We start from the raw sequence: 19,451 nt of genomic DNA, 5'->3' as shown, positions 1-19,451 counted from the left end.
GCTAGGTCCGGCGATCTCGTCCGGGCCGTCGGCTGAAGCCGAGGGAATGAACCGACGCGCTAATTGTTCGTCGTCGGCAGATCGTTCGGCCCGTACTGCTTGAACTCGAAGATCTTGCGCGTCAGGCCCGGCGCCAGCGCCGAGATCGGGTTGACGCGCAGCACCGGCTGGTTGGGCGTGCCGACCACTTCATAGGTCACGCCGATCAGGCCTTCATTGCTGCCGGCGCCGAGGAAAATCCCGAAGAACGGTATCTGGCCGAACATGTTGTTCAAGCCGTACATCGGAATGAAGGTGCCGTTCATCCGCACCTGGTTGCCGACATAATCGATGCTGCCTTCGATGGTCGCGCCGATGCTCGGTCCCTTGACCACGCCGTTGCGGATCGAAAGCTGGCCGCTCTGGCGTGTGAACTCGGCGCGCAACGCGTCGAACCCGATGCCGTTCTGGGTGCTGACCGGCCCGCCGGCGACGGCGCGGTCGAGCTGGGTTTCACCCTTCACCGAGAAGCCGGTGATATTGATGAGTCCTTCCCTCGGGCTCGGCTCGGGGATCGGCGGCTCCATCGCCAGCGTGAGCTGGCCGCCGACCACCTTCGAATAGGTGTCGATGAAGCGCAGGAACGCGCCTGCATCGCCGGTCTGCAGATAGATCACCTCGCGGCCCTGCTGGCGACCGCGCATATCGACGCTGACGGGAGTGGCTTGGCCGCCGACCTTGCCGCTCAGCGTGAACGCCTTGAAGAACCCGTTGCGGCGCGAGATCTTGGCGTCGACAGCGCGCAGCGCCTCGCCGTTGAAACCGGCCACCGCGCCGAGCTTCAGGTCGACATCGAAATCGGTGGTCTTGGCCTTGCTCTTGGGATCGCTGTCACGGCCGGAGATCGCCGACTTCAGAAATCCGCGGCCATCGAACACGTCGCCGCGCATCGTCACCTTGATGACGCCGTCGGGACCTCGATCGGCCCGCAGCGATGTCTTGTCGCCGTCCGACGGCGCATAGGTCGGGAAGTTCGCATTCATGAGATCGCCGTTCTGGTCGACCTCGAGCGCGCCCTTGATCGAGACACCGCTGCCTTCGATCGAGATATCCTCGAACCGCGTCGACTGCCCTTTCGGCACCACATTGAAGGTCGCCTTGCCGCCCCTGCCCTGCGCCTTGACCCATCCGGGCAAAATGTTGTCGAGCTTGAGCTGGGTCAGGTCGGCCTCGACGCCCATCTTGGTGGTGGGATTGTCGCCGCTGCCGATCTTGCCGCTCAGCTTGATCGGGATCGCGCCTGACACTGCGGGGCCGAGATCAAGCCCGAGCCGGGCGCGGCTCGCGTCGTCGAGCGTCGCCTGCAGCTTGACGTCGGCATCGCCATCAGCCGGCTTGCGGTAATCGAGCGAGGCCGCCTGTCCGTTGATCTTGACGTCGCCCTTGACCTGGAAGCCGGCGTTGCTCGCAATCACCTTCAGCGTGTTGGCCTCGAGCTTCTGGTTCATCACCAGCTTGTCGACGGCAACGCCGGAGATGTCGGCGGTGACGGAATATTGCGTGTCGGCCTTGGTCAGCCCGCCCGTCACCGGCATGCCGAGATTGATCGTGGCCGTGACGTTGCCCTTGCTGGCATTGGGATCGATCGGTGGACCTGAGAGATCGCTGAGCCGGTCGGATGCGAGGATTTCGGCGGCAGCCGGCACCGGACAGTCGACCCGGAACTTGACCTTCGACGGCGACGGCTTCGGGGCCATGTCCGGCACCTCGAAGCTGAAATCCGACAGCGTGATCTTGCGGCCTGCCGGCGTGTCGGCGATGCCCTGGTTGATGGTCACGGTCGCGGTGCGGCCGGTCACCCTGGCCTTCAGATCCGCATCATGCACCGCAGGCATCTTGTCCACCGGACGCACCGTGACACCCGAAGCGACGATGTTGACCGAGAGGCCGTCATCCGGGATCGGCGGTCCCTTGCGCGACAGATTATGCACCGGCGAGTTGACGCCGACATCGATGCGCTGGAGCGTGCCGCGGTCGATCCGCTCGAGCACCCAATCGCGCACCTCGGGCACGATGATGATCGGCCACATCCGCTTCAGGGCCGAGGCCGACATCGGCGTGCCGGCAAAGCCGAGTTGCAACCGCGGCTCGCCCGAATAGTCGATGCTGCCGGTGCCGGCGACCCCGATCTCGCCATTGCTGATATCGGCCTGAGTCAACAGCACCCGCTTCTTCTCAGTGTCGAACCGGAAACCGATGTTGATGCGATTGAAGATCAGCGGCGGTTCGTCCTTGTCGGCGCCGGCCAGCACGATGGTGCCCCCGGACAGGCCCGCCTGCCAGTCGGTGACGTTGTCGTTCGGCGGCTCGAGATGGCCGAGCAGCGTGATGCGGTTGGCGCCCGAGACGATCTTGATCGGCGCCAGCAACACGCGGCGGCCCGAATCCCATTCGACGCTCATCTCGGCCGAATCGACCGGCATCGGGTAGTCGGGCGTGTCGGTGTCGATGATGTTGCCGGCGCCGACATTGAGCTTGCCGCGAAAATAGGTCGGCAGGCCGTCGCGGCCGAGTTCGCCCCTCATCTCGCCCGACAGCGGCAGGTCGGCGGTGTAGGTGAGGTCCTTGGTCCTCATCGCGAGCAGAATGTTCCGCGTGGAAACCTTGTCCGCCTTGATGTCGACCGAGCGCACGCCGTTCTGCTGCGGTCCAATCAGCACGCGCACCGACCAGGGCTTTGCGCCGTCTTCGCCGAAGCTGAGCGCAACCCCGCCGCCGCTCGGGCGCCGCAGGCTCAGGCTGATATTCTCAAAGCTCCATTTGTTGCCGCGCTGCTGGTCGTCGACGACGAGATTGCCGTTCTTCAGGCCGATCTCGTTGAGGTTCTGACCGTCGAGACCGGTCAGGCTGAGGCTGTCGAGCCAGTCGAGGCCGGCGAGCAGCCCGCTCTGGGCCGAATCGGGTGCGGTGGCCGAGGGGCCGGGGGCAACCGGAGGCAAGGCAACCGGCGGCGGCGGTGCAGCGGTCGACGGCCGCGGGAATGTCGGCGGCAACCCCGCCTCGCGCTTGGATGCAACGCCGGTGGCGAGCGGTTTTGCGGTGTCGCCGGCGGACACGGTGACATTGCCGTCCGGCGTGATGCGCACCGACAGTTCCGCATCGACCAGATTGAGGCTCTCCGCCCGCAACTGGCCCATCAGCAAGGCCGTTCCGGACAAGCGCACTTCGGCTTTCGGCGCGCTGGCGACGACCGCATGGTCGCGGTCGCGGACGATGATGTCACGGATGCGCACCGCGATCCTGACGCGGCCGGCGCGCTCGATCTGCGTCCCGCCGACCTCGACCGTGTTGCCGTGGCCGATATTCTCCTCTATCGCCGCCGCCAGCCATGGCGTCGCCAAATCGAGATTGATCGGACCGGCGCCGAGCCGCCACCACAATGCGCCGAAGCAGGTCGCGAACAGCACGACCAGCACGACGAGGACCAGTCCGATGCGACGGATCCAGCGTTCGCGCTTCAGCCAGCGCTGCATGCCGGAGCAGAAATCGGTGAAACGATGCAGGTTGGTGTTGGAACGCGACAGCAATTGCCGCGCACGGTCGCCCGCCGCCTCATCCTGCTCGTCCCACGCGCCGTCGTCTTCCCATTGCGAGAAGTCAGTCCCGGCGCGCGAATTTGGACCTTGCGGCGACGTGTTCCTTGCCATTGCCTCTCGGTGCTGACGGCGAAGCTGATCGCCGCCATCGGGGCGCCCGTCGACTGTTATCGAGCGCTCCCTTGCCGGCATCGCCGCCTATCCTCGCCTAATCATGTTACTCGCCGATGGCCCTCGGAACGGACCAAACCAATCAATCGAAAGCCAATTCAGCAAGCGGACGGGTAATGCGTCGAATTCCTTGTCACCATACTCCGTGGCCATCAAACTTGCCCAGCGGCCGATGCGAATCCGGCCGCTGCGAATGAGACCCGCAATACCCCAATGGTTGATCTTCGGAAAGCGACGAAAGGAAGGCGTATGTCCAAGAAAACGCGCAAGAAATCCTCCAACACAACCGGAAAGCGGGTCGCAACAAAAGTTGCGCGCGCCGCAGGCGCAAGCACTGGGAAGTCCGCGACGAAAACCCGCACAACGGTTGCGAAGAAGGCAGCGGCCAAAACCGCAAAGACCAAGAGCGCAGCGGGTGTTCCTAGCAAAGCCTCGCACAAGGCCGCATCGAAACCGTTAAAGCCGAAGGCGGCCGCAACCGTGACCAAGTCGTCCGCCGTCACACTCACTGAGGGCGCCGCGGCGCCCGGCTTCGACCTGCCGCGCGACGGCGGAGGCAGCGTTTCACTGAGGGATTTTGCAGGCAAGAAGCTGGTGCTGTTCTTCTATCCCCGCGCCGATACCCCCGGCTGCACAAGGGAGGCGATCGACTTCACCCGGCTCAAGGACGAGTTCGCGGCTTCAGGGGCCGAGGTGGTCGGCATTTCCGCCGATACGGTTAAGGCGCAGGAGTCATTTCGAATCAAACACCAGCTGTCGGTGCCGCTGGTCTCGGATCCTGCCCATCAGATGCTGGAGGCGTATGGCGCCTGGGGCGAAAAATCCATGTATGGCAGGACCTTCATGGGGATTATTCGCACCACGGTTCTGGTCGATTCCGGTGGAAAAGTTGCCCGCATCTGGCGCCACGTGAAGGTCGACGGCCATGCCGAGGCGGTATTGGAGGCCGCCCGATCGCTCTGACGGACGGGTTCCGTTTCCTGAAAATTAACCATGGCGAGCTCAAATCGGCCCCGCAAATTAGCCGTACGGAGCTTGGTCCGACCGGCCGCGGGAGTACCGATGTCGAGCCGGTCCGGTCATCACCAGAAACACCATCATCCTCAGGACCATGGCCGGACGCCGGCACGCCGTCCGGTCGCGCAGCAAGCAGCGGCGGCGGCTTCCGGCGAGGGCTATACGCTGGTCCATGCCGGCAAGCAGGTCCGGTTCGGACCGGTGGTGTTCTGGATCGCGGTCGGCACCGTGGTCCTGCTCGGCATGTGGTCGGCGGCGACTGCGACCTATTTCGCGTTCCGTGACGACGTCCTGACCCGGCTGATCGCACGCCAGGCCGAGATGCAATACGCCTATGAGGACCGCATCTCGGAGCTGCGCTCCAAGGTCGACCGCACCACCAGCCGCCAGCTGCTCGACCAGGAGCAGTTCGACCAGAAGCTCGACCAGATCATGAAGCGGCAGTCGGCGCTGGAATCGCGCGCCACCGCGCTCGGCGCAATGCCCGATGCGACCACTACAGGATCGATCAAGCCGCAGGGCCGCGCCGACGCCGCGCCGTCATCCGGCACGCCAAAGCCCTCCCCGATCAGCGACACCGTGATCTTCGTGGCGCCGCCGGATCGCGAGGCGCGGCTGGAATCGCGCGCGCCGCTGATCGCCAAGGCGCAGCCGAACCAGTTCGCCAAGGCCCAGGGCGTCGACAACGTCCTGGTCCGCCTGCAGACCTCGCTCGACCAGGTCGAGCGGCGCCAGGTCGCAGCGCTCTCCTCGGTCGAGGACGGCATCGAATCGCGGGTGCGCCGGATGCGCGGCGTGATCTCCGATCTCGGCCTCAACATGGCGCAACTCGAAGCCGCGACGCCGCGCTCCGGCATGGGCGGCCCCTATGTGCCGGTAAAGCTCGCGCCAGATGCCGGCGCGTTCGAGCGCCAGCTCTACCGCATCAACATCAACCGCGCGCAGATGCAGCGCTTGAACCAGACGCTCGCGCTGGTGCCTTACCGCAAGCCCGTGGTCGGCGAGGTCGAATTCACCAGCGGCTTCGGCGTGCGCTCCGATCCGTTCCTCGGCCGTCCGGCAATGCACACCGGGCTCGACTTCCGCGCCGCGCAGGGCGATCCGGTGCGCGTCACCGCCAACGGCAAGGTGGTGTCGGCGGGCTGGGCCGGTGGCTACGGCCGCATGGTCGAGGTCGATCACGGCAATGGCCTCTCGACCCGCTACGGCCATCTCTCCGAGATCGGCGTCAAGGTCGGTGAGTACGTCAAGATCGGCCAGGTGATCGGCGCTGTCGGCTCGACCGGCCGTTCCACCGGTCCGCATCTGCACTACGAAACCCGCATCGACGGCGAAGCGGTCGATCCGCAGAAATTCCTCCGCGCCGGCGTCCGGCTCAGCGCAGGCTAAAGCCTCCAATCACGCGGCACGTTCTGAAACCGGCGCTGGCCCAAGCCTGCGCCGGTTTTGTCTTGCCGGATTAGCGGCGGCCACCGCCGCCCATGCCGCCGGGCGGCCCGCCGCCACCGAATCCGCCGCCGGGCCCGAATGGGCCACCGCCGCCACCACCGGGGCCGAATGGTCCGCCGGGCGAGCCGAAGCCGCCCGGACCCGGGCCGGTCGTTCCGCCATTCAGAGGATCAGGCGCAGGACCGCCACCACCAGGCGGCGCGCCACCGGGCGCACCGGACGGCCCGCCAGGGCCGCCACTTGGCCCGCTACCACCGGGGCCGCCACCACCAGGCGCGCCGCGCCCGCCTGGTCCGGACCCATGTCCCGGCCCGGAGCCGCCGCCGGAGCCGCGGCCCGGCGTGCCGGGGCTCTTCACCGTCGAGCCCGGGAATTTGGTGACCGATTGCACCGACTCGACGCGCAGCTCGCGCGTCCCCGACAGCTGCGCATTGACGACCACGCGCGTATCAGCCGCCGGCGAAAAGCGCGAGTGATCGCGCGCGACGAAACCGGAGCCGAGCTGCAGGTCATTGCCGACCCGCCGCACATAGGCCTCGATCAACAGCCGCTTGGCGCCGGTGAGATCGGAGAAGTCGTCGGCGCGGCTGCGCGAGACCTGCATCACGCCCTGCGTGACATGGCCTTCGGCCTGCACGCGCTGACCGGCCAAAGCCGCATCGACGCCGCTGAGCTTGAGCTCGCCGATCCGCAAGCTACCCGCGCGATCGCGCTCGAGCGGTCCCGCGACACGCATCGCAGCGTCATGGCGCTCCTGCACCAGGCTTGCGACGACCACACCGTCGGTGCGGCGCAGCCCGAACACGGCGACATGCGCGCCGACCTTCAGCCAGCCCTCGCGGCCGCTCCAGGCGACCTTCTGGCCGAGCACCGTCAGCTCGCCCGATTTCATCTGCTCGACCGGCCCGGTCACTTCGCTCGCCACGTCGATCCGCTTGGTCGACAGCGAGCCGCCGGCATCGCGCTCCGCCACCACGCGCGCGAGCTGCCCGATCCGCAGCGCCTTTGCGTTCGCCGCCTCGCCGTCGATCCGGACTGGCACGTCGGCCGCATAGGCGACGCGCTCACCGTTGACGTAGATCGAGCCGAACCGCTGGATCACGCCGACAATGCCGGTGCCACCGATGCCCTGGTCGGAGCCGGTGATGCCGGTGCCGCCGATGCCCTGATCGTTGCCGCGCTTCTTGACTTGCGCGCCCGCGAGCGACGTTCCGGCCAGCCAGAAGCCGATCAGCAGCGCGCGACGGGAAATAACAGGCGGGCCTTTCATGCCGCACCGCCTTCGTCGGCATCGTCATCAACCGGGCCGTCGGGGCCCTCGCGATAGATGTAGATGCCGAAATTCCAGCGGTAGTCGCCGCCCTTGTCCTTGGCCAAGGCGCGGTTGGCCTCGCGGTTGGCGACCTTCAGCGCCTCCATCGCGAGCTCGCGCGAGCGCCCCTCGAGCCGTTTTGCCAGTTTGGCCGACAGTCCGTCGTAATGCACCGCGCGTTCGAGGAAACGCGGCGTCGCCGACGACACGTTCATCTCGGCGGCCGCGACGTGGTCATGCAGGTTGCGGCCGAGATAATGCCATTTGCGGTCGTCGTCGCCATGCGGGACGAAGGCCTCCTCGACCAGCATGATCTCGTCGTCGTCATTGATGGTCACGAGCTTGCGGTCGAGCCATTCGTCGAGCACGGCGCGCGGCCTCACGTCCTTGGTGATCGATTCGACCAGCGTCTCGAACGACGGCGCGCCGCCATCGGCGGTGCGCGGCAACGGCAGCGGATCGCCCTTCATGTCGGTGAATTCGGGCGCGGCCAGCCAGCGCGCGATGATCGCGCTGGTGCGCGACAATGTCGCCGGCACCGCATTGACCGGCGCGCCCGCTCCGCGCAACCGCGCGACCTCCTTGCGGTGGATGCCGGTCAGCAGGCTGACGCGGCTGTCGGTCTGCTCCTTGCCCTCGAGCGCGAAGTCGTGTTCGGCGACGTTGACATAGAGCTCGCGCAACAGCTGGGTCAGCGCCGGAAATGTCATGCCGCCGCGCACGCAAAGCCGCACCAGCGGGCGCAGCATTCGCGCCAGTGGCGAGTGCAGCTTCGCGGCAGTGATCGGCGCAGCCGATCCCGGCTTCGGCTTCGGGGGCTTGGCATTCATGCCTAACTTTTAGCCGCCCGCCGCGTGGGACACAATCCCACCGTTTCGCCCACCTCGCTTGACGTGTGACATTTTCCCACTTATGGGAAACAAAAGTAACCTCCGGACACGGCGCGGCCTGCGGGCGCCGATATCCCTACGGACCGCTCCATGACGCCTGCCCGATTCGACCTTGCGATCGCGGAAGCCTGCCGGATCGCCCAGGTTCCCTACGAGGAGTTCGTGTCGACGGTGATGGCGGGCGGCTATCCCTGCCTGCCGGGCGTGGCGCCCGGTTCGCCGCGCCGCTTCGGCGAGACCGACCTGCTGGCGCTGTACATCTATGGCCGCCTGCTCGCCTTCGGCTTCGGCGGCCTGCGCGCCGGCGAATATGCCTGCCGCGCGCATGCCGGCCTCACCGCCGAGCCGCGCGCGAACTCGATCTCGATCGCGCTGACTGCGGATGGCGGCAAGCGCGTCGTCATCGAGGAGGATTTGCAGCGGCCCGCGGCCGCGATGCTGCCCGAGCGGATCCATTTCGACATCCCCGCCATCCGCCGCCAGTTGCAGCCATCGACGACGGGCAGCACGGCCGAGCCGGCCTGACACCTCGCTAGCACTCCCGACCTGCTTGCCTCGCACCATCACGGCGCGATCGCGCCGGCATGCGATCCGATGCCTCCTGTCAAAAAAGTTATCCACCGCCACACGTGGGACATAATCCCACATTTTAGTCCAATGCCATTGACGTGTGAAATCTTCCCACGTATCCAGAATCCATTCAGCAGGGAATCCGACACAATGTCTCTTCGTTCGGCCCACGAACCCGGTTCGTCTTGCGAACCCAGTTCGTATCGCGAACCCGGTCGGTTCGCCGCCACCACACTCCGTTTCACGCCGCAGGCAGGCTTCTGCTTCGCGCCGCAGGCGCCTTGCGGCCCGATCGAGCCGGTGTTTCCGGCGCTGCTGCGCTCGCTGGTGTTCGCCGCCGCGCTGGCGCTGCCGTTCGTCGTCGCCCTGTTCGTCGCATGATCCGGATCGAGCCGCCCATGATTGGTCTCAACGCGCCGGCCCGGCGTCCGTCGGTTCTCCACATCTTCAAGGTCTACTACCCCGACCTGTTCGGCGGCACGCTGACCGTGATCCGCGACATCTGCGGCTCCCTGAAGGACACGTTCGACGCCGCCGTGCTGGTCTGCTCGCGCGCAGGCGGCGAGCGGCAGATCGTGGTCAATGACGTTGCGGTCGAGCGCGTGCATTCGTTCGGCGACGTGCTGTCGCTGCCGGCGGCGCCGACCTATCCGTGGCGGCTGTGGCGCCGCATCGCCGAGCACGATCTGCTCGCGCTGCACGCCCCCTTCCCGCTCGCCGACCTGGTGTTCGCGCTCGGGCTCGGCCGCGCGCGTCCACTGGTGGTGCACTGGCATGCCGATATCGTCTCGCACGCGGCCTTGCGCTTTCTGGTCGAGCCGATGATGCGGCGGACCTTGCGCCGTGCCGCCGCGATCATCGTCTCCGACCCGGTGCTGGTCGAAACCACGCCGCTGCTGCAGGAATTTGCCGACAAGTGCCACGCCGTTCCGTTCGGCGTCGATGTCGAGAAGTATGACCGGCCCGCCGCGCAAGCCGACGACGTCAACGCCCGCGGCCGCCTCGTCCTCGCCTGCGGCCGGCTGGTGCCCTACAAGGGTTTTGACGTGCTGGTGCGCGCCGCCCACGCCCGCAATTTCGAGGTCTGGATCGTCGGCGAGGGCCGTGAGCGCGAGCATCTCGAGCAGTTGATCCGCGACTACGGCTTGCAGGATCGCGTCCGCCTGCTCGGCTCGGTGTCCGAGAGCGAACGCGTCAAGCTGATGCGCATCGCCGACGTCTTCGTGATGCCGTCGGTGACCAATGCCGAGACCTTCGGGTTGGCGCAGCTCGAGGCGATGGCGGCGAGCCGTCCGATCGTCAACACCGCGCTCGACACCGGCGTTCCGCATGTCGCCCGCGACGGTCTCGAGGCCATCACCGTGCCGCCCGGCGATCCCACAGCCCTCGCCGACGCGATCGAGACGCTGATCAACGATCCCGGGCGGCGCCGCCGCATGGGCCAGGCCGCGCGCCATCGCGCGATCACGAAATACTCGACATCAGCCTTCAAGGAGGGGGTGGAGACGGTGTACCGCAAGGTCGTCACTGAAGAGGCCGCCGCAAAGGACGCAGGGTCGTCAGCCCCAGCCCCGCGCCCCCGAACGGCCGGTCTCGTCGGCGCGATCCAGATCGCGGCAGCGCTGGCCTGGTCAGACGTTCGCCATCGCTACGTCCGCTCCCTCCTTGGACCCTTCTGGATGTCGATCCAGATGGCGATCATGGTGGCCGTGCTCGGCTCGGTCATCGGCCATCTCTCCAACGCCAGCGCGGTGGCGCGGCTGCCGATGCTGGCGGCGAGCCTCACCGCCTGGACCTTCCTCAACAGCGTCGTGCTCGACGCCACCACCGCGCTGCAGGGCTCGGCCAGCCTGATCAAGGATCGCGCGCTGCCGCCGGTGATCTTCCTGCTGCAATGTACCTTCCGCCAGGCGCTGTTCGCGGCTCACAACGCGGTCGTGCCGCTGATCCTGTGGCTCGCGCTGACGCCGCGGGATGTCGGCGGCGCGATCGCCGCCCTGCCGGGCCTCGTCCTGTTCGTCATCTGCACGCTCGGCGTCAGCCTCGTGCTCGGCGCGCTGGCGACGCGCTACCGCGACATCAAGCCGATCATCGAGTCCTCGCTGACGCTGGCCTTCCTGGCCTCGCCGATCATCTGGACGCCTGAGATGATCGATCGCGGCTCTACCGTGATGCGGCTCAATCCGCTGACCCATCTGTTCGCGGTCTGGCGCGACCCGCTGGCATCGGGCCATGTCGCGACGACGAGCGTGATCTACGTGCTGGCCTGCCTTGCCGCGCTCGCGATCGCGGCGACCGTGACGGTCGCTCAATTGCGCAAAGCGGCATTCTGGATCTAGCACATGGCAAGCATCGACCTCCGCGACGTCTGTCTCGATTATCCGCTGTACGGCGCTTACGATTTTTCGCTGAAGCGCCGCCTGCTCGGCCGCCTGTTTCGTCAGGCCAGCGAGATGCGCACCATCCGTGCGGTGGACAACATCTCGATCGAGGCGAAGGCCGGCGCCCGCATCGGCCTCGCCGGGCCGAATGGCTCCGGCAAGTCCACTCTGCTGCGGCTGATCGCCGGCGTGTTTCCGGCAACCAGCGGCGAGATGCAGATTTCCGGCAACATCGTGCCACTGCTTGGCCTCGGCGCCGGCGTCAACCTCGATTTCGTCGCCGCCGACAACATCAACCTGCTGCTGCGGATCTCCGGCCGCAAGCCGACGCCGGCGATCCTGGACGAGATCTGGGCGTTCACTGAGCTGGAAGAACGTATGCAGCGGCTGCCGCTGCGGATGTTCTCGTCGGGCATGCTGATGCGCGTGCTGTTTGCGACCGCGACCGCGTTTCCCGCCGACATCCTGCTGCTCGACGAATGGCTCAGCGTGGTCGACGAGAATTTCTCGGCCAAGGCCGAGCAGCGGCTGCGCAAGATGGTCGAGGCCGCGGCGATCGTGATCATCGCCTCGCACGACCAGGGGCTGCTGCGCCGGACCTGCAACCGCATCATCAATCTCGATCACGGCCGCATCACCAGAACCGTTGCGCTGGATCCGCCTATCCCGCATCACCTCAAGCTCAGAGAAATAACCGCATGACAAAGATCCTGGTCGTCAGCGAGGCGCTCGGCGAACCCAACCACAAGCGCGGCATCTTCCATTTCACGCGCGAACTGATCCGCTCGCTGGCCGGCGACGGCCACGAGCTGACGCTGTTGGTCGAGACCACGCGCCGCTATCGCAAGCTGCGCCAACGCCAGCAGCGCACCAGGCTGCTGCCCGACGGGTCGCGGCTGATCGAATTGCTCGCGCTCTATCGTTTCCTCGACGAGGCCGACATGAATGCGCCTGTGATGCGCAGCAGCGGCGGTCTGCGCCGAACCGTCGACTGGTTCCGCGGCAAGCTGCGCGCGGCGACCTCGCTGGAATTCGCGGTCAGCTTCCTACGCGCGCTCCATCTGCTGCCCGCCGGCGTCAGCCTGATCGAGAACCACGCCGACGGCCTCGAATACATCCCGACCGATTTGCGTCATCTCAGGCTGTTCGGCGACTTCCTGCTCGAGCCCGGCTTCTACAGCTATCAGGACACCTCGGCACTGCTGCGGCTGCCGCCGCCGCGGGTCGATGCGCGCGGCTATGACGTCATCCTCGTCGACACGCCGACGCGGGTCGCGATCCAGCGCAAGCGCGGCGCCAAGGTAATCTGCGTGGTGCACGACCTGCTGCCGCTCACCGACCTCAAGCTCAGCGACGTCGCAACCCGGCTGTTCCTGTCGCGGCTGTTCACCAGCCTGCAACAGGCCGACGAGCTCGCCTTCGTTTCGAATTACAGCCTGGGCCGCTTCCGCGCTTTGCTGCCGCAGTTCGCGCATCTGCCGGCGCGGGTGGTCTATCCCCGCACCAGGTTCGATGCACAGGCGCTGCCGGCAGCTTGTGCGCCGAGCGGACGGCCATACTTCGTCGTGATCGTCTCCGCCGAGCCGCGCAAGAACCTCGCCGCGGTCATCCGCGCCTTCCGCAAATTGCCCCAGGCCGATCTCGTCGTGATCGGCTACACCGGCGCGCCCAGCCTGACCCGCAATGCGCCACCCAATGTCCGCTTTTCCGGCTATGTCGAGGAATACGAGAAGGCCGCCCTGATTGCCGATTCCCATGGCCTGATCATGCCGAGCCTCGCCGAAGGCTTCGGCGTCCCGATCATCGAGGCGCTGGCCGTCAACACGCCAGTGCTGTGCTCCGACATTGCCGTGTTCCGCGAAGTCGCCGGCGAGCTCGCCGATTATTTCGACCCGTTCTCGATCGAGTCCATCAGCGCCTCGGTCACCCGGGTTCTGGCCGAGCAAGAGCAATGGCGCGACCGGATCCGCGAGTGCCGGACCGAGCTCGCCGAGCGCTTCGGCCACCACACCCAGGCGCGCGACCTGCTGTCGCATCGGCCGGCCCCCGATGTCGCGACCGCCGCGGCGGCGCTCACCGCCGCGATGGCGACCTTCAACGGCGCGACCGCGCACAGTGTGTGACGGGTCATGAGCACCGATTCCGACTCCATCCGTCTCGCCATCGCGCCGGTCCTGCACTGGCGGGATCGCGTCCGCGCCTGGCCTGGTTCGGCTGCCTATGCCCGCGCGACCAATATTCTGATCGCACTCGCAGCGGCGTCGCTGCCGTGGTCGACGACCGCGCTCGCCGTCTTCATGCTGCTGTGGCTGGTCGCCGTGATCCCGACCTTCGACTGGGAGCAGTTCATTCTCGACCTGGCGCAGCCGGCCTTTGCATTGCCGGTCGCGCTGGTCGCGCTCGCGGTGCTCGGCCTGGCCTGGTCGGAAGCCGGCTGGACTGAGCGGCTGCAAGGCATCAAGCCGCTCGGCAAGCTATTGCTGCTGCCGTTCCTGCTCGGCTACTTCCAGCGCTCGCAGCGCGGGCTTTGGGTGTTCCTGGCTTTCCTGGTGTCATGCACGCTGCTGATGATGCTGTCCTGGATCGTGCTGGCGCTGCCGCAGCTCAAGCTCGCGCACACCGCCTCCGACGGCGTGCCGGTCAAGAACTACCTCGACCAGAGCCAGGAATTCGTGCTGTGCGCCTTCGCACTGATGCTGCCGGCGTTGACCGCGCTGCGGGCCCGGCAATGGCGCATCGCGGCCGGCACCCTCGCGTTGATCCTGCTGTTCGTCGCCAACATGTTCTACGTCGTCTCGGCGCGGACCGCGCTGGTCACCATGCCGGTCTTGCTGGTCGTGTTCGCCTCGCTGCATTTGTCCCGCCGCGCCACGCGGCTGCTGTTCGCCGCTGTCGCGCTGGCGAGCCTGCTGGTGTGGACGACGTCGCCCTATCTGCGCCAACGCATCGCCGACGTCGGCGTCGAGTATCGCGCGCACGATACCTCAGGGATCGCCTCCACCGCGCAGCGCCTGACCTATTGGCGCAAATCAGTGAAGTTCATCACCGAGGCGCCGCTCATCGGGCACGGCACCGGCGCGATCAGGCACCTGTTCACGCTGGATGCGACAGGACAAACCGGCCTCGAGGCCGAGGTGATCAACAACCCGCACAACCAGACCTTCAATGTCGCGATCCAGTGGGGGCTCATTGGCGTGCTGCTGCTGTACGCGATGTGGATAGGCCACATCCGCCTGTTCGCCGGCCGCGATCTCGTGACCTGGATCGGCCTCGCAATCGTCGTGCAGAACATCACGAGCTCGCTGCTGAACTCGCATCTGTCCGATTTTCACGAGGGCTGGATGTACGTGATCGGCGTCGGCGTCGCCGGCGGCATGGCGCTGCGCGCCCGCCGGAGAAGATCTTGGCGGACACCTGTGGTGCGCCGCCGCGCTAATACCGCGCAACATATTCGGTGTCGTCCCGGCGAAGGCCGGGACCCATAACCACCGATGCTGCTTGTCGCGCAACGCTGGAACGACAAGTCCCGTTTACAACGACCGCCGCGGCGTATGGGTCCCGGCCTTCGCCGGGACGACGGTGGTGTTGCGATACAAGCAGTGCCTCCCATGACCGCCTACCGCGTCGCGTCGTGCCCGACCTCTCCCGTGATGACGTCGCCGAACAGCTCCCACGCTTCGCCGTTGAATCGCATCAACTGCATCTGCTCGATCGGGTAGTAATCGTCGGGCGAGGTGTTGACCATGATGCCCGGCAGCATCAGGTCGGAGTGGAAGTCCTTCAGGCTGGCCGCCTGCTTCATGACGTTCTCGCGCGTGAGATTGTCGCCGCATTGCTTCAGCACCTGCATCATCGCCTCCGACTGCACATAGCCGTAGACGTTGTTGAAATTGGCCTTGTCCCCGTCGGGATAGTATTTGTCCATGAAGCCGCGCCACTTCACGACCGCGGGGTCCTTGTCCCAGGTTGGGTCGGTCGGATCCTTCAGGTACTGGGTCGAGATGATGCCTTTGGCATATTCGAGCCCCGCCGGCTTCAGCACCGAGGCGACCGTGGTCGCGGTGTTGGCGAGGAAGAACTTCGGCTTCCAGCCGAGCTCGCCCACCTTGCGGATCGCCTGCGCCGATCCCTTCGGCGCCGCCCAGGAGAAGAAGATGTCGGCGCCGGAATCGTGCAGCGCGACGATCTGCGAATCGATCGAGGGATCGGAGACCTCGTAGGACTTGTCGGCGATGATCATGTTAGCCTTATCGCCGAGGCCGTCCTTCAGGCCCTTGAACTGATCCTTGCCGGCGTCGTCATTCTGCCAGAACACTGCGATCTTGCTGTCGGGGAATTTGTCGCGAATGTATTTCGCATAGATGCGCCCCTCGCTCTGGTAGTTGGGCTGAAAGCCCATCGTCCAGGGGAAGTTCTTGGGATCGCCGAACTTGGTGCCGCCGGAGGCGACGAACAATTGCGGCACCTTCTTGGCATTCATGTACTTCATGATTGCCGAATTCGACGGCGTGCCGAGCGCCTGGAAGATCAGCAGCACCTCGTCGCTCTCGACCAGCTTGCGCGCCTGTTCGATCGCCTTCGGCGGCGAATAGGCGTCGTCGTAGCTGATGAAGTTGATCTTGCGCCCATTGATGCCGCCCTGCTCGTTGATCATCCGGAAGAACGCAGCCTCGGTCTTGCCGATCACGCCGTAGGACGACGCCGGGCCGCTATACGGCATGATATTGCCGATCTTGATTTCGCCATCACTTGCGCCGGGGTCGTATTTCTTCTGCGCTGTCGCCGAGGTCGTGATCAATGCGACACTTGCGAAGGCCACGATCGTGCCAATATATCCGAGACGAGCCCGCATCATTTTCTCCCCGATTTTTGTCGTAGTTTTGACGGCAAGTCTCGCAAGAGACGCATGTGCTGGCAAGCGCTGGGTTTTTCCGTTGGGCGAAACGGCATTGTTGCCTGGCGCTATTTATGATTGAAGTCGATCTGGGGATCACGAGTCGAGGCGTTCTGATTGCGTAAACCGGACATTCGTACCGGTCCGCGGCATCCGCGTATTGCGGCCGCGGGCTATGAGATCACGCGCCGCCTCAGCGAACGTGCGTTGGCGAAGCGTGGCCTGCACAAGGCCAATGGCGAGTTCGCGCAGCGCACGATCGCCTCGATCCGCGAAAGGCTACAGCGCGGCGAGACCGTCTACATCGCCGGCCTCGCCTGCCCCGGCACGCACAACACCGGCGTCGCACTGGTCGAGGTCACCCAGAAGGACGGACCGCGCCTGATCGTCAACAACGAGGAAGAGCGCTTTTCCGGAAACAAGCACACCAATGAGTTTCCGCAACACGCGCTCGACGACATGCGCAAGGTGTTGCAACGGACGGGCCGCGACATCGGCGACATCGCGGCCTTCGTCACGACGTGGGACTATCCGGCGCTGATCGCGATGCTGATCCGCACCTCATTCGAGGAAGCGCCGGCCAGCTTCAAATTGCTGCGCGCGCCGGTCGCGCCCGCGATCAAGCTGCGGCACATGGACCAGGTGCGGCGCATCTCGCGCAAGCTCGGCAACATGTACGGGCTCGGAGAACAGCTGCCGCTGATCTGCATGCCACATCACGACAATCATGCCTGGTACTCGTTCACGGCCTCGCCCTTCGCCGACACGGGCGAGCGTGTCGCGATTGCGGTGCTCGACGGCACCGGCGACGTCGGTTCAATTTCGCTCTATGTCGCCGAGAACGGCGAGATGAAGCGGCTCTATTGCAATGAGAGCCTGTTCGACTCGCTCGGTGCTTTCTACACAGTGATCTCGTCGAGCCAGGGCGGCTGGACCTGGCTCTCCAGCGAGGGCCGCTACATGGGCGCTGCCGCCTGGGGCGACATGAACCGCGCTACCAATCCCTATTACCAGCGCCTGAAGGCGGTGCTGCAGCTCGGGCCCAACGGCAGCGTGCGGCTCAATCGCGCGATGGCCAATTGGTATGCCGATCCCGCCGACAATCCCTATCATCAGCCGCTGATCGATATTCTCGGCCCGCCGCTGCGGCCCGAGCAGCTCTGGAATCCCGACGCCGTGCTGCGCGTCGAGGACATCAATCACCGCCCCGACACCAAGGACCGCGTCGACAAGGCGGCCGCCACGCAATTGGTGCTCGAGGACGCGATGATCCATGTCATCGATCATCTCCTCCGCATCACCGGTACCGACCGCCTGGTGCTGACCGGCGGTGTGGCGCTGAACGCGGTCGGCAATATGCGGCTGCTCGAGCACTTTGACGAAGCGTGGTTCGAACGCGTGCAGCAGCGGAAGACCCGGTTGCATATGTGGGTGCCGCCGGTGCCCGGCGATCCCGGCGTGCCGATCGGCGCGGCCTGGCTGTTCGCGCATATGGCGGGCGCTGTGCGCGGCGCGCCGCTGTCGCACGCCTTCTATTGCGGCCTGCCGCCTTCGAACGCCGACATCACCGCGGCGCTGCGCGCCGACGACGTCGCCTCCACCGAGATCGGCAATGTCGCGACATCGGAAGGGCGCGATGCGGTTGCCGATCTGATGGCTGGCATGGTGGCGCAAGGCGGCGTGATCGCGATCTATCAGGGCGCGGCTGAAACCGGTCCGCGCGCGCTCGGCCATCGCTCGATCCTCGCCAACCCCTGCGACCCCGAGGTCCGCGAGCGGCTCAACGAGCGCGTCAAATATCGCGAGGCGATCCGGCCACTGGCGCCAATGGCGACGCTGCAGGCCGCGCGCAACTATTTCGAACTCGAAGACGGCGCGTCCGACGCCGACTACAACGCCTACAACTACATGGTGCTCACGGCGCATTCGAAGCCGGAGGCACGCGCGAAGATTCCCGCCGTGGTGCATGCCGACGGCACCGGCCGCATCCAGATCGTGCGCGAGGCCGACGATCCCCTCACCTATGCCTATCTGAAGGCGCTCGGGCGCCATATCGGCGTCGAGATGTCGGTCAACACGTCGTTTAACGTCGCGGGCCCGATCGCGCAGACGCCGGCACAGGCGATGGACACGCTGCGCCGCTCCAGGGGGCTCGATGCCGTGGTGCTGGTCGCCGACGACGGCACCGCCTACGCGGCCTGGCACGGCGGCGAGCGCGACAGCGGCCGCTTCACCGGCTGGTATGCGGCGTGGAAGCAGGCGCGCGGCTGAACCAGGTCAGCACGCGCCCGTCGATCAGGAGCAGCGCGCTGGCGATCACGAGCGCACCGATCACTTCGCGCGGCGCGACCGGCTCGCCGAGCACGAGATATCCGAGCAGCATCGCGGTAACCGGGAGCAGCAGTGTCACCAGCATCACATTGGTCGCGCCGGAGCGCTGCAGGATCTGGAAGAACACGATATAGGCCAGCGCCGTCGACAGCACCGCGAGCCCGAGCACGGCAAGCCAGGTGGTCAGATGCGGCATCGGCAGCAGCCAGGGTCGTTCGGCCACGCCGGCGACGACGGCCATCATCACGCTGGAGGCCATCATCTGGAATGTCGCCGTGCCCAAGGGCGGCACGCGCTGCGGCAGCCGCCGCCCGACCAGCGCCGCGATGCCATAGCTGAACGCGCCCGCGAGGCAGAGCAGGATGCCGATGCCCTGCCTGCTCTCGAAGCCGAGCGCATCACCATGCAGGATCGCGACCCCGATCAGCCCGACCACCACGCCCGCCACGCGGCGCGCCTGCAGCCGCTCCTCGCCGGCCACGGCCATCACGACCACCGCAAACAGCGGCGTCGTCGCATTGAGGATCGAGGCCAGCCCGCTCGGAATGTAGGTCTGTCCGAACACGATCAGCGAGAACGGCAGCGCGTTGTTGAACAGCCCCATCGCGGCGAACGGCGCCCAGCCGGACAGGCCGCGCGGGAATTCGATCTTCCGCGCCCGCAGCAGCGGCAGCAGGATGAGCGCGCCGAGCACGACGCGCAGCAGCACCAGGGTCAACGGCGGCAATTCGCGCAGGATGACGCCGTTGAAGAAGAACGAGCCGCCCCAGAGCACCGACAGAAAGAGAAGCAGCCCCCAGTCGCGGCGATCGATCCTGTTGTCGGCGGAAGGCATGGCGGGCACTCATCTGCGCAGGCGCC

Annotated in this window: 14 protein-coding genes; 9 read left to right on the top strand and 5 right to left on the bottom strand. The window is 66.2% G+C overall.

The annotated features are described in order from the left end of the window. Positions 1–59: 59 nt before the first annotated feature. Entirely contained in the window at positions 60–3,767 is a 3,708-nt protein-coding gene (locus ACE103_RS19750) for a DUF3971 domain-containing protein (protein ID WP_375780790.1), read from the bottom strand. 228 nt (positions 3,768–3,995) lie between these two features. Here ACE103_RS19750 and ACE103_RS19745 point away from each other — a divergent pair, with 228 nt between their 5' ends. Both ACE103_RS19745 and ACE103_RS19740 read left to right on the top strand, forming a co-directional pair. Next, on the top strand, positions 3,996–4,709 hold the full coding sequence (locus ACE103_RS19745) for a peroxiredoxin (protein ID WP_375780789.1): 714 nt from the start codon (positions 3,996–3,998) through the stop codon (positions 4,707–4,709). Between the two features lie 99 nt (positions 4,710–4,808). After that, positions 4,809–6,152, top strand: a complete 1,344-nt coding sequence (locus ACE103_RS19740) for a peptidoglycan DD-metalloendopeptidase family protein (protein ID WP_375780788.1) — start codon at positions 4,809–4,811, stop codon at positions 6,150–6,152. Positions 6,153–6,222: 70 nt separating this feature from the next. Here ACE103_RS19740 and ACE103_RS19735 read toward each other — a convergent pair whose 3' ends face one another. Both ACE103_RS19735 and ACE103_RS19730 read right to left on the bottom strand, forming a co-directional pair. Further along, on the bottom strand, positions 6,223–7,482 hold the full coding sequence (locus ACE103_RS19735; RefSeq protein ID WP_375780787.1) for a DUF5666 domain-containing protein: 1,260 nt from the start codon (positions 7,480–7,482) through the stop codon (positions 6,223–6,225). After that, positions 7,479–8,354 (bottom strand): DUF6502 family protein, encoded by an 876-nt coding sequence (locus ACE103_RS19730; RefSeq protein WP_375780786.1) that lies wholly within the window; start codon positions 8,352–8,354, stop codon positions 7,479–7,481. The genes ACE103_RS19735 and ACE103_RS19730 overlap by 4 nt, the downstream gene beginning before the upstream one ends. A 150-nt stretch (positions 8,355–8,504) precedes the next feature. On the opposite strand from ACE103_RS19730, the gene ACE103_RS19725 reads away from it, so the two are divergent. The 6 genes from ACE103_RS19725 to ACE103_RS19700 all read left to right on the top strand — a co-directional run bounded on the left by ACE103_RS19725 (position 8,505) and on the right by ACE103_RS19700 (position 14,850). Further along, a complete protein-coding gene (locus tag ACE103_RS19725) occupies positions 8,505–8,939 on the top strand; it encodes a hypothetical protein (protein ID WP_375780785.1) in 435 nt (144 codons plus the stop codon). A 195-nt stretch (positions 8,940–9,134) separates the two neighbouring features. Further along, positions 9,135–9,365, top strand: a complete 231-nt coding sequence (locus ACE103_RS19720; RefSeq protein ID WP_375780784.1) for a hypothetical protein — start codon at positions 9,135–9,137, stop codon at positions 9,363–9,365. A 17-nt stretch (positions 9,366–9,382) separates the two neighbouring features. Beyond that, positions 9,383–11,323 (top strand): glycosyltransferase, encoded by a 1,941-nt coding sequence (locus ACE103_RS19715; protein ID WP_375780783.1) that lies wholly within the window; start codon positions 9,383–9,385, stop codon positions 11,321–11,323. Between the two features lie 3 nt (positions 11,324–11,326). Then, positions 11,327–12,067: an ABC transporter ATP-binding protein gene (locus ACE103_RS19710; RefSeq protein ID WP_375780782.1), complete on the top strand. Its 741-nt coding sequence runs from the start codon at positions 11,327–11,329 to the stop codon at positions 12,065–12,067. Beyond that, positions 12,064–13,488 carry a glycosyltransferase family 4 protein gene (locus ACE103_RS19705; RefSeq protein ID WP_375780781.1) on the top strand — a complete coding sequence of 475 codons (1,425 nt, stop codon included), beginning with the start codon at positions 12,064–12,066 and terminating at the stop codon, positions 13,486–13,488. The genes ACE103_RS19710 and ACE103_RS19705 overlap by 4 nt, the downstream gene beginning before the upstream one ends. Positions 13,489–13,494: 6 nt before the next feature. Next, a complete protein-coding gene (locus ACE103_RS19700; RefSeq protein WP_375780780.1) occupies positions 13,495–14,850 on the top strand; it encodes an O-antigen ligase family protein in 1,356 nt (451 codons plus the stop codon). A gap of 131 nt (positions 14,851–14,981) precedes the next feature. Here ACE103_RS19700 and ACE103_RS19695 read toward each other — a convergent pair whose 3' ends face one another. After that, positions 14,982–16,217 carry an ABC transporter substrate-binding protein gene (locus ACE103_RS19695; protein ID WP_375780779.1) on the bottom strand — a complete coding sequence of 412 codons (1,236 nt, stop codon included), beginning with the start codon at positions 16,215–16,217 and terminating at the stop codon, positions 14,982–14,984. Positions 16,218–16,376: 159 nt separating this feature from the next. Between ACE103_RS19695 and ACE103_RS19690 the strand changes: the two genes are divergently transcribed. Then, entirely contained in the window at positions 16,377–18,530 is a 2,154-nt protein-coding gene (locus ACE103_RS19690; protein WP_375780778.1) for a carbamoyltransferase C-terminal domain-containing protein, read from the top strand. Here ACE103_RS19690 and ACE103_RS19685 read toward each other — a convergent pair. Continuing rightward, positions 18,490–19,425 carry a DMT family transporter gene (locus ACE103_RS19685; RefSeq protein ID WP_375780777.1) on the bottom strand — a complete coding sequence of 312 codons (936 nt, stop codon included), beginning with the start codon at positions 19,423–19,425 and terminating at the stop codon, positions 18,490–18,492. The two genes, ACE103_RS19690 and ACE103_RS19685, sit on opposite strands and share 41 nt — an antisense overlap. Positions 19,426–19,451 lie beyond the last annotated feature (26 nt).

Source organism: Bradyrhizobium sp. ma5, from assembly GCF_042258955.1.
Taxonomy (GTDB): Bacteria; Pseudomonadota; Alphaproteobacteria; order Rhizobiales; family Xanthobacteraceae; genus Bradyrhizobium.
This window is presented reverse-complemented; position numbering and strand designations above follow the sequence as displayed.

Excerpts from the sequence above, each read along its gene's own strand:
- ACE103_RS19705 (WP_375780781.1), top strand. The coding sequence starts at position 12,064 with ATGACAAAGATCCTGGTCGTCAGCGAGGCGCTCGGCGAACCCAACCAC.
- ACE103_RS19685 (WP_375780777.1), bottom strand. The coding sequence starts at position 19,425 with ATGCCTTCCGCCGACAACAGGATCGATCGCCGCGACTGGGGGCTGCTT.
- ACE103_RS19735 (WP_375780787.1), bottom strand. The coding sequence starts at position 7,482 with ATGAAAGGCCCGCCTGTTATTTCCCGTCGCGCGCTGCTGATCGGCTTC.
- ACE103_RS19700 (WP_375780780.1), top strand. The coding sequence starts at position 13,495 with ATGAGCACCGATTCCGACTCCATCCGTCTCGCCATCGCGCCGGTCCTG.
- ACE103_RS19730 (WP_375780786.1), bottom strand. The coding sequence starts at position 8,354 with ATGAATGCCAAGCCCCCGAAGCCGAAGCCGGGATCGGCTGCGCCGATC.
- ACE103_RS19740 (WP_375780788.1), top strand. The coding sequence starts at position 4,809 with ATGTCGAGCCGGTCCGGTCATCACCAGAAACACCATCATCCTCAGGAC.
- ACE103_RS19695 (WP_375780779.1), bottom strand. The coding sequence starts at position 16,217 with ATGCGGGCTCGTCTCGGATATATTGGCACGATCGTGGCCTTCGCAAGT.
- ACE103_RS19715 (WP_375780783.1), top strand. The coding sequence starts at position 9,383 with ATGATTGGTCTCAACGCGCCGGCCCGGCGTCCGTCGGTTCTCCACATC.
- ACE103_RS19720 (WP_375780784.1), top strand. The coding sequence starts at position 9,135 with ATGTCTCTTCGTTCGGCCCACGAACCCGGTTCGTCTTGCGAACCCAGT.
- ACE103_RS19750 (WP_375780790.1), bottom strand. The coding sequence starts at position 3,767 with ATGCCGGCAAGGGAGCGCTCGATAACAGTCGACGGGCGCCCCGATGGC.
- ACE103_RS19725 (WP_375780785.1), top strand. The coding sequence starts at position 8,505 with ATGACGCCTGCCCGATTCGACCTTGCGATCGCGGAAGCCTGCCGGATC.
- ACE103_RS19745 (WP_375780789.1), top strand. The coding sequence starts at position 3,996 with ATGTCCAAGAAAACGCGCAAGAAATCCTCCAACACAACCGGAAAGCGG.
- ACE103_RS19710 (WP_375780782.1), top strand. The coding sequence starts at position 11,327 with ATGGCAAGCATCGACCTCCGCGACGTCTGTCTCGATTATCCGCTGTAC.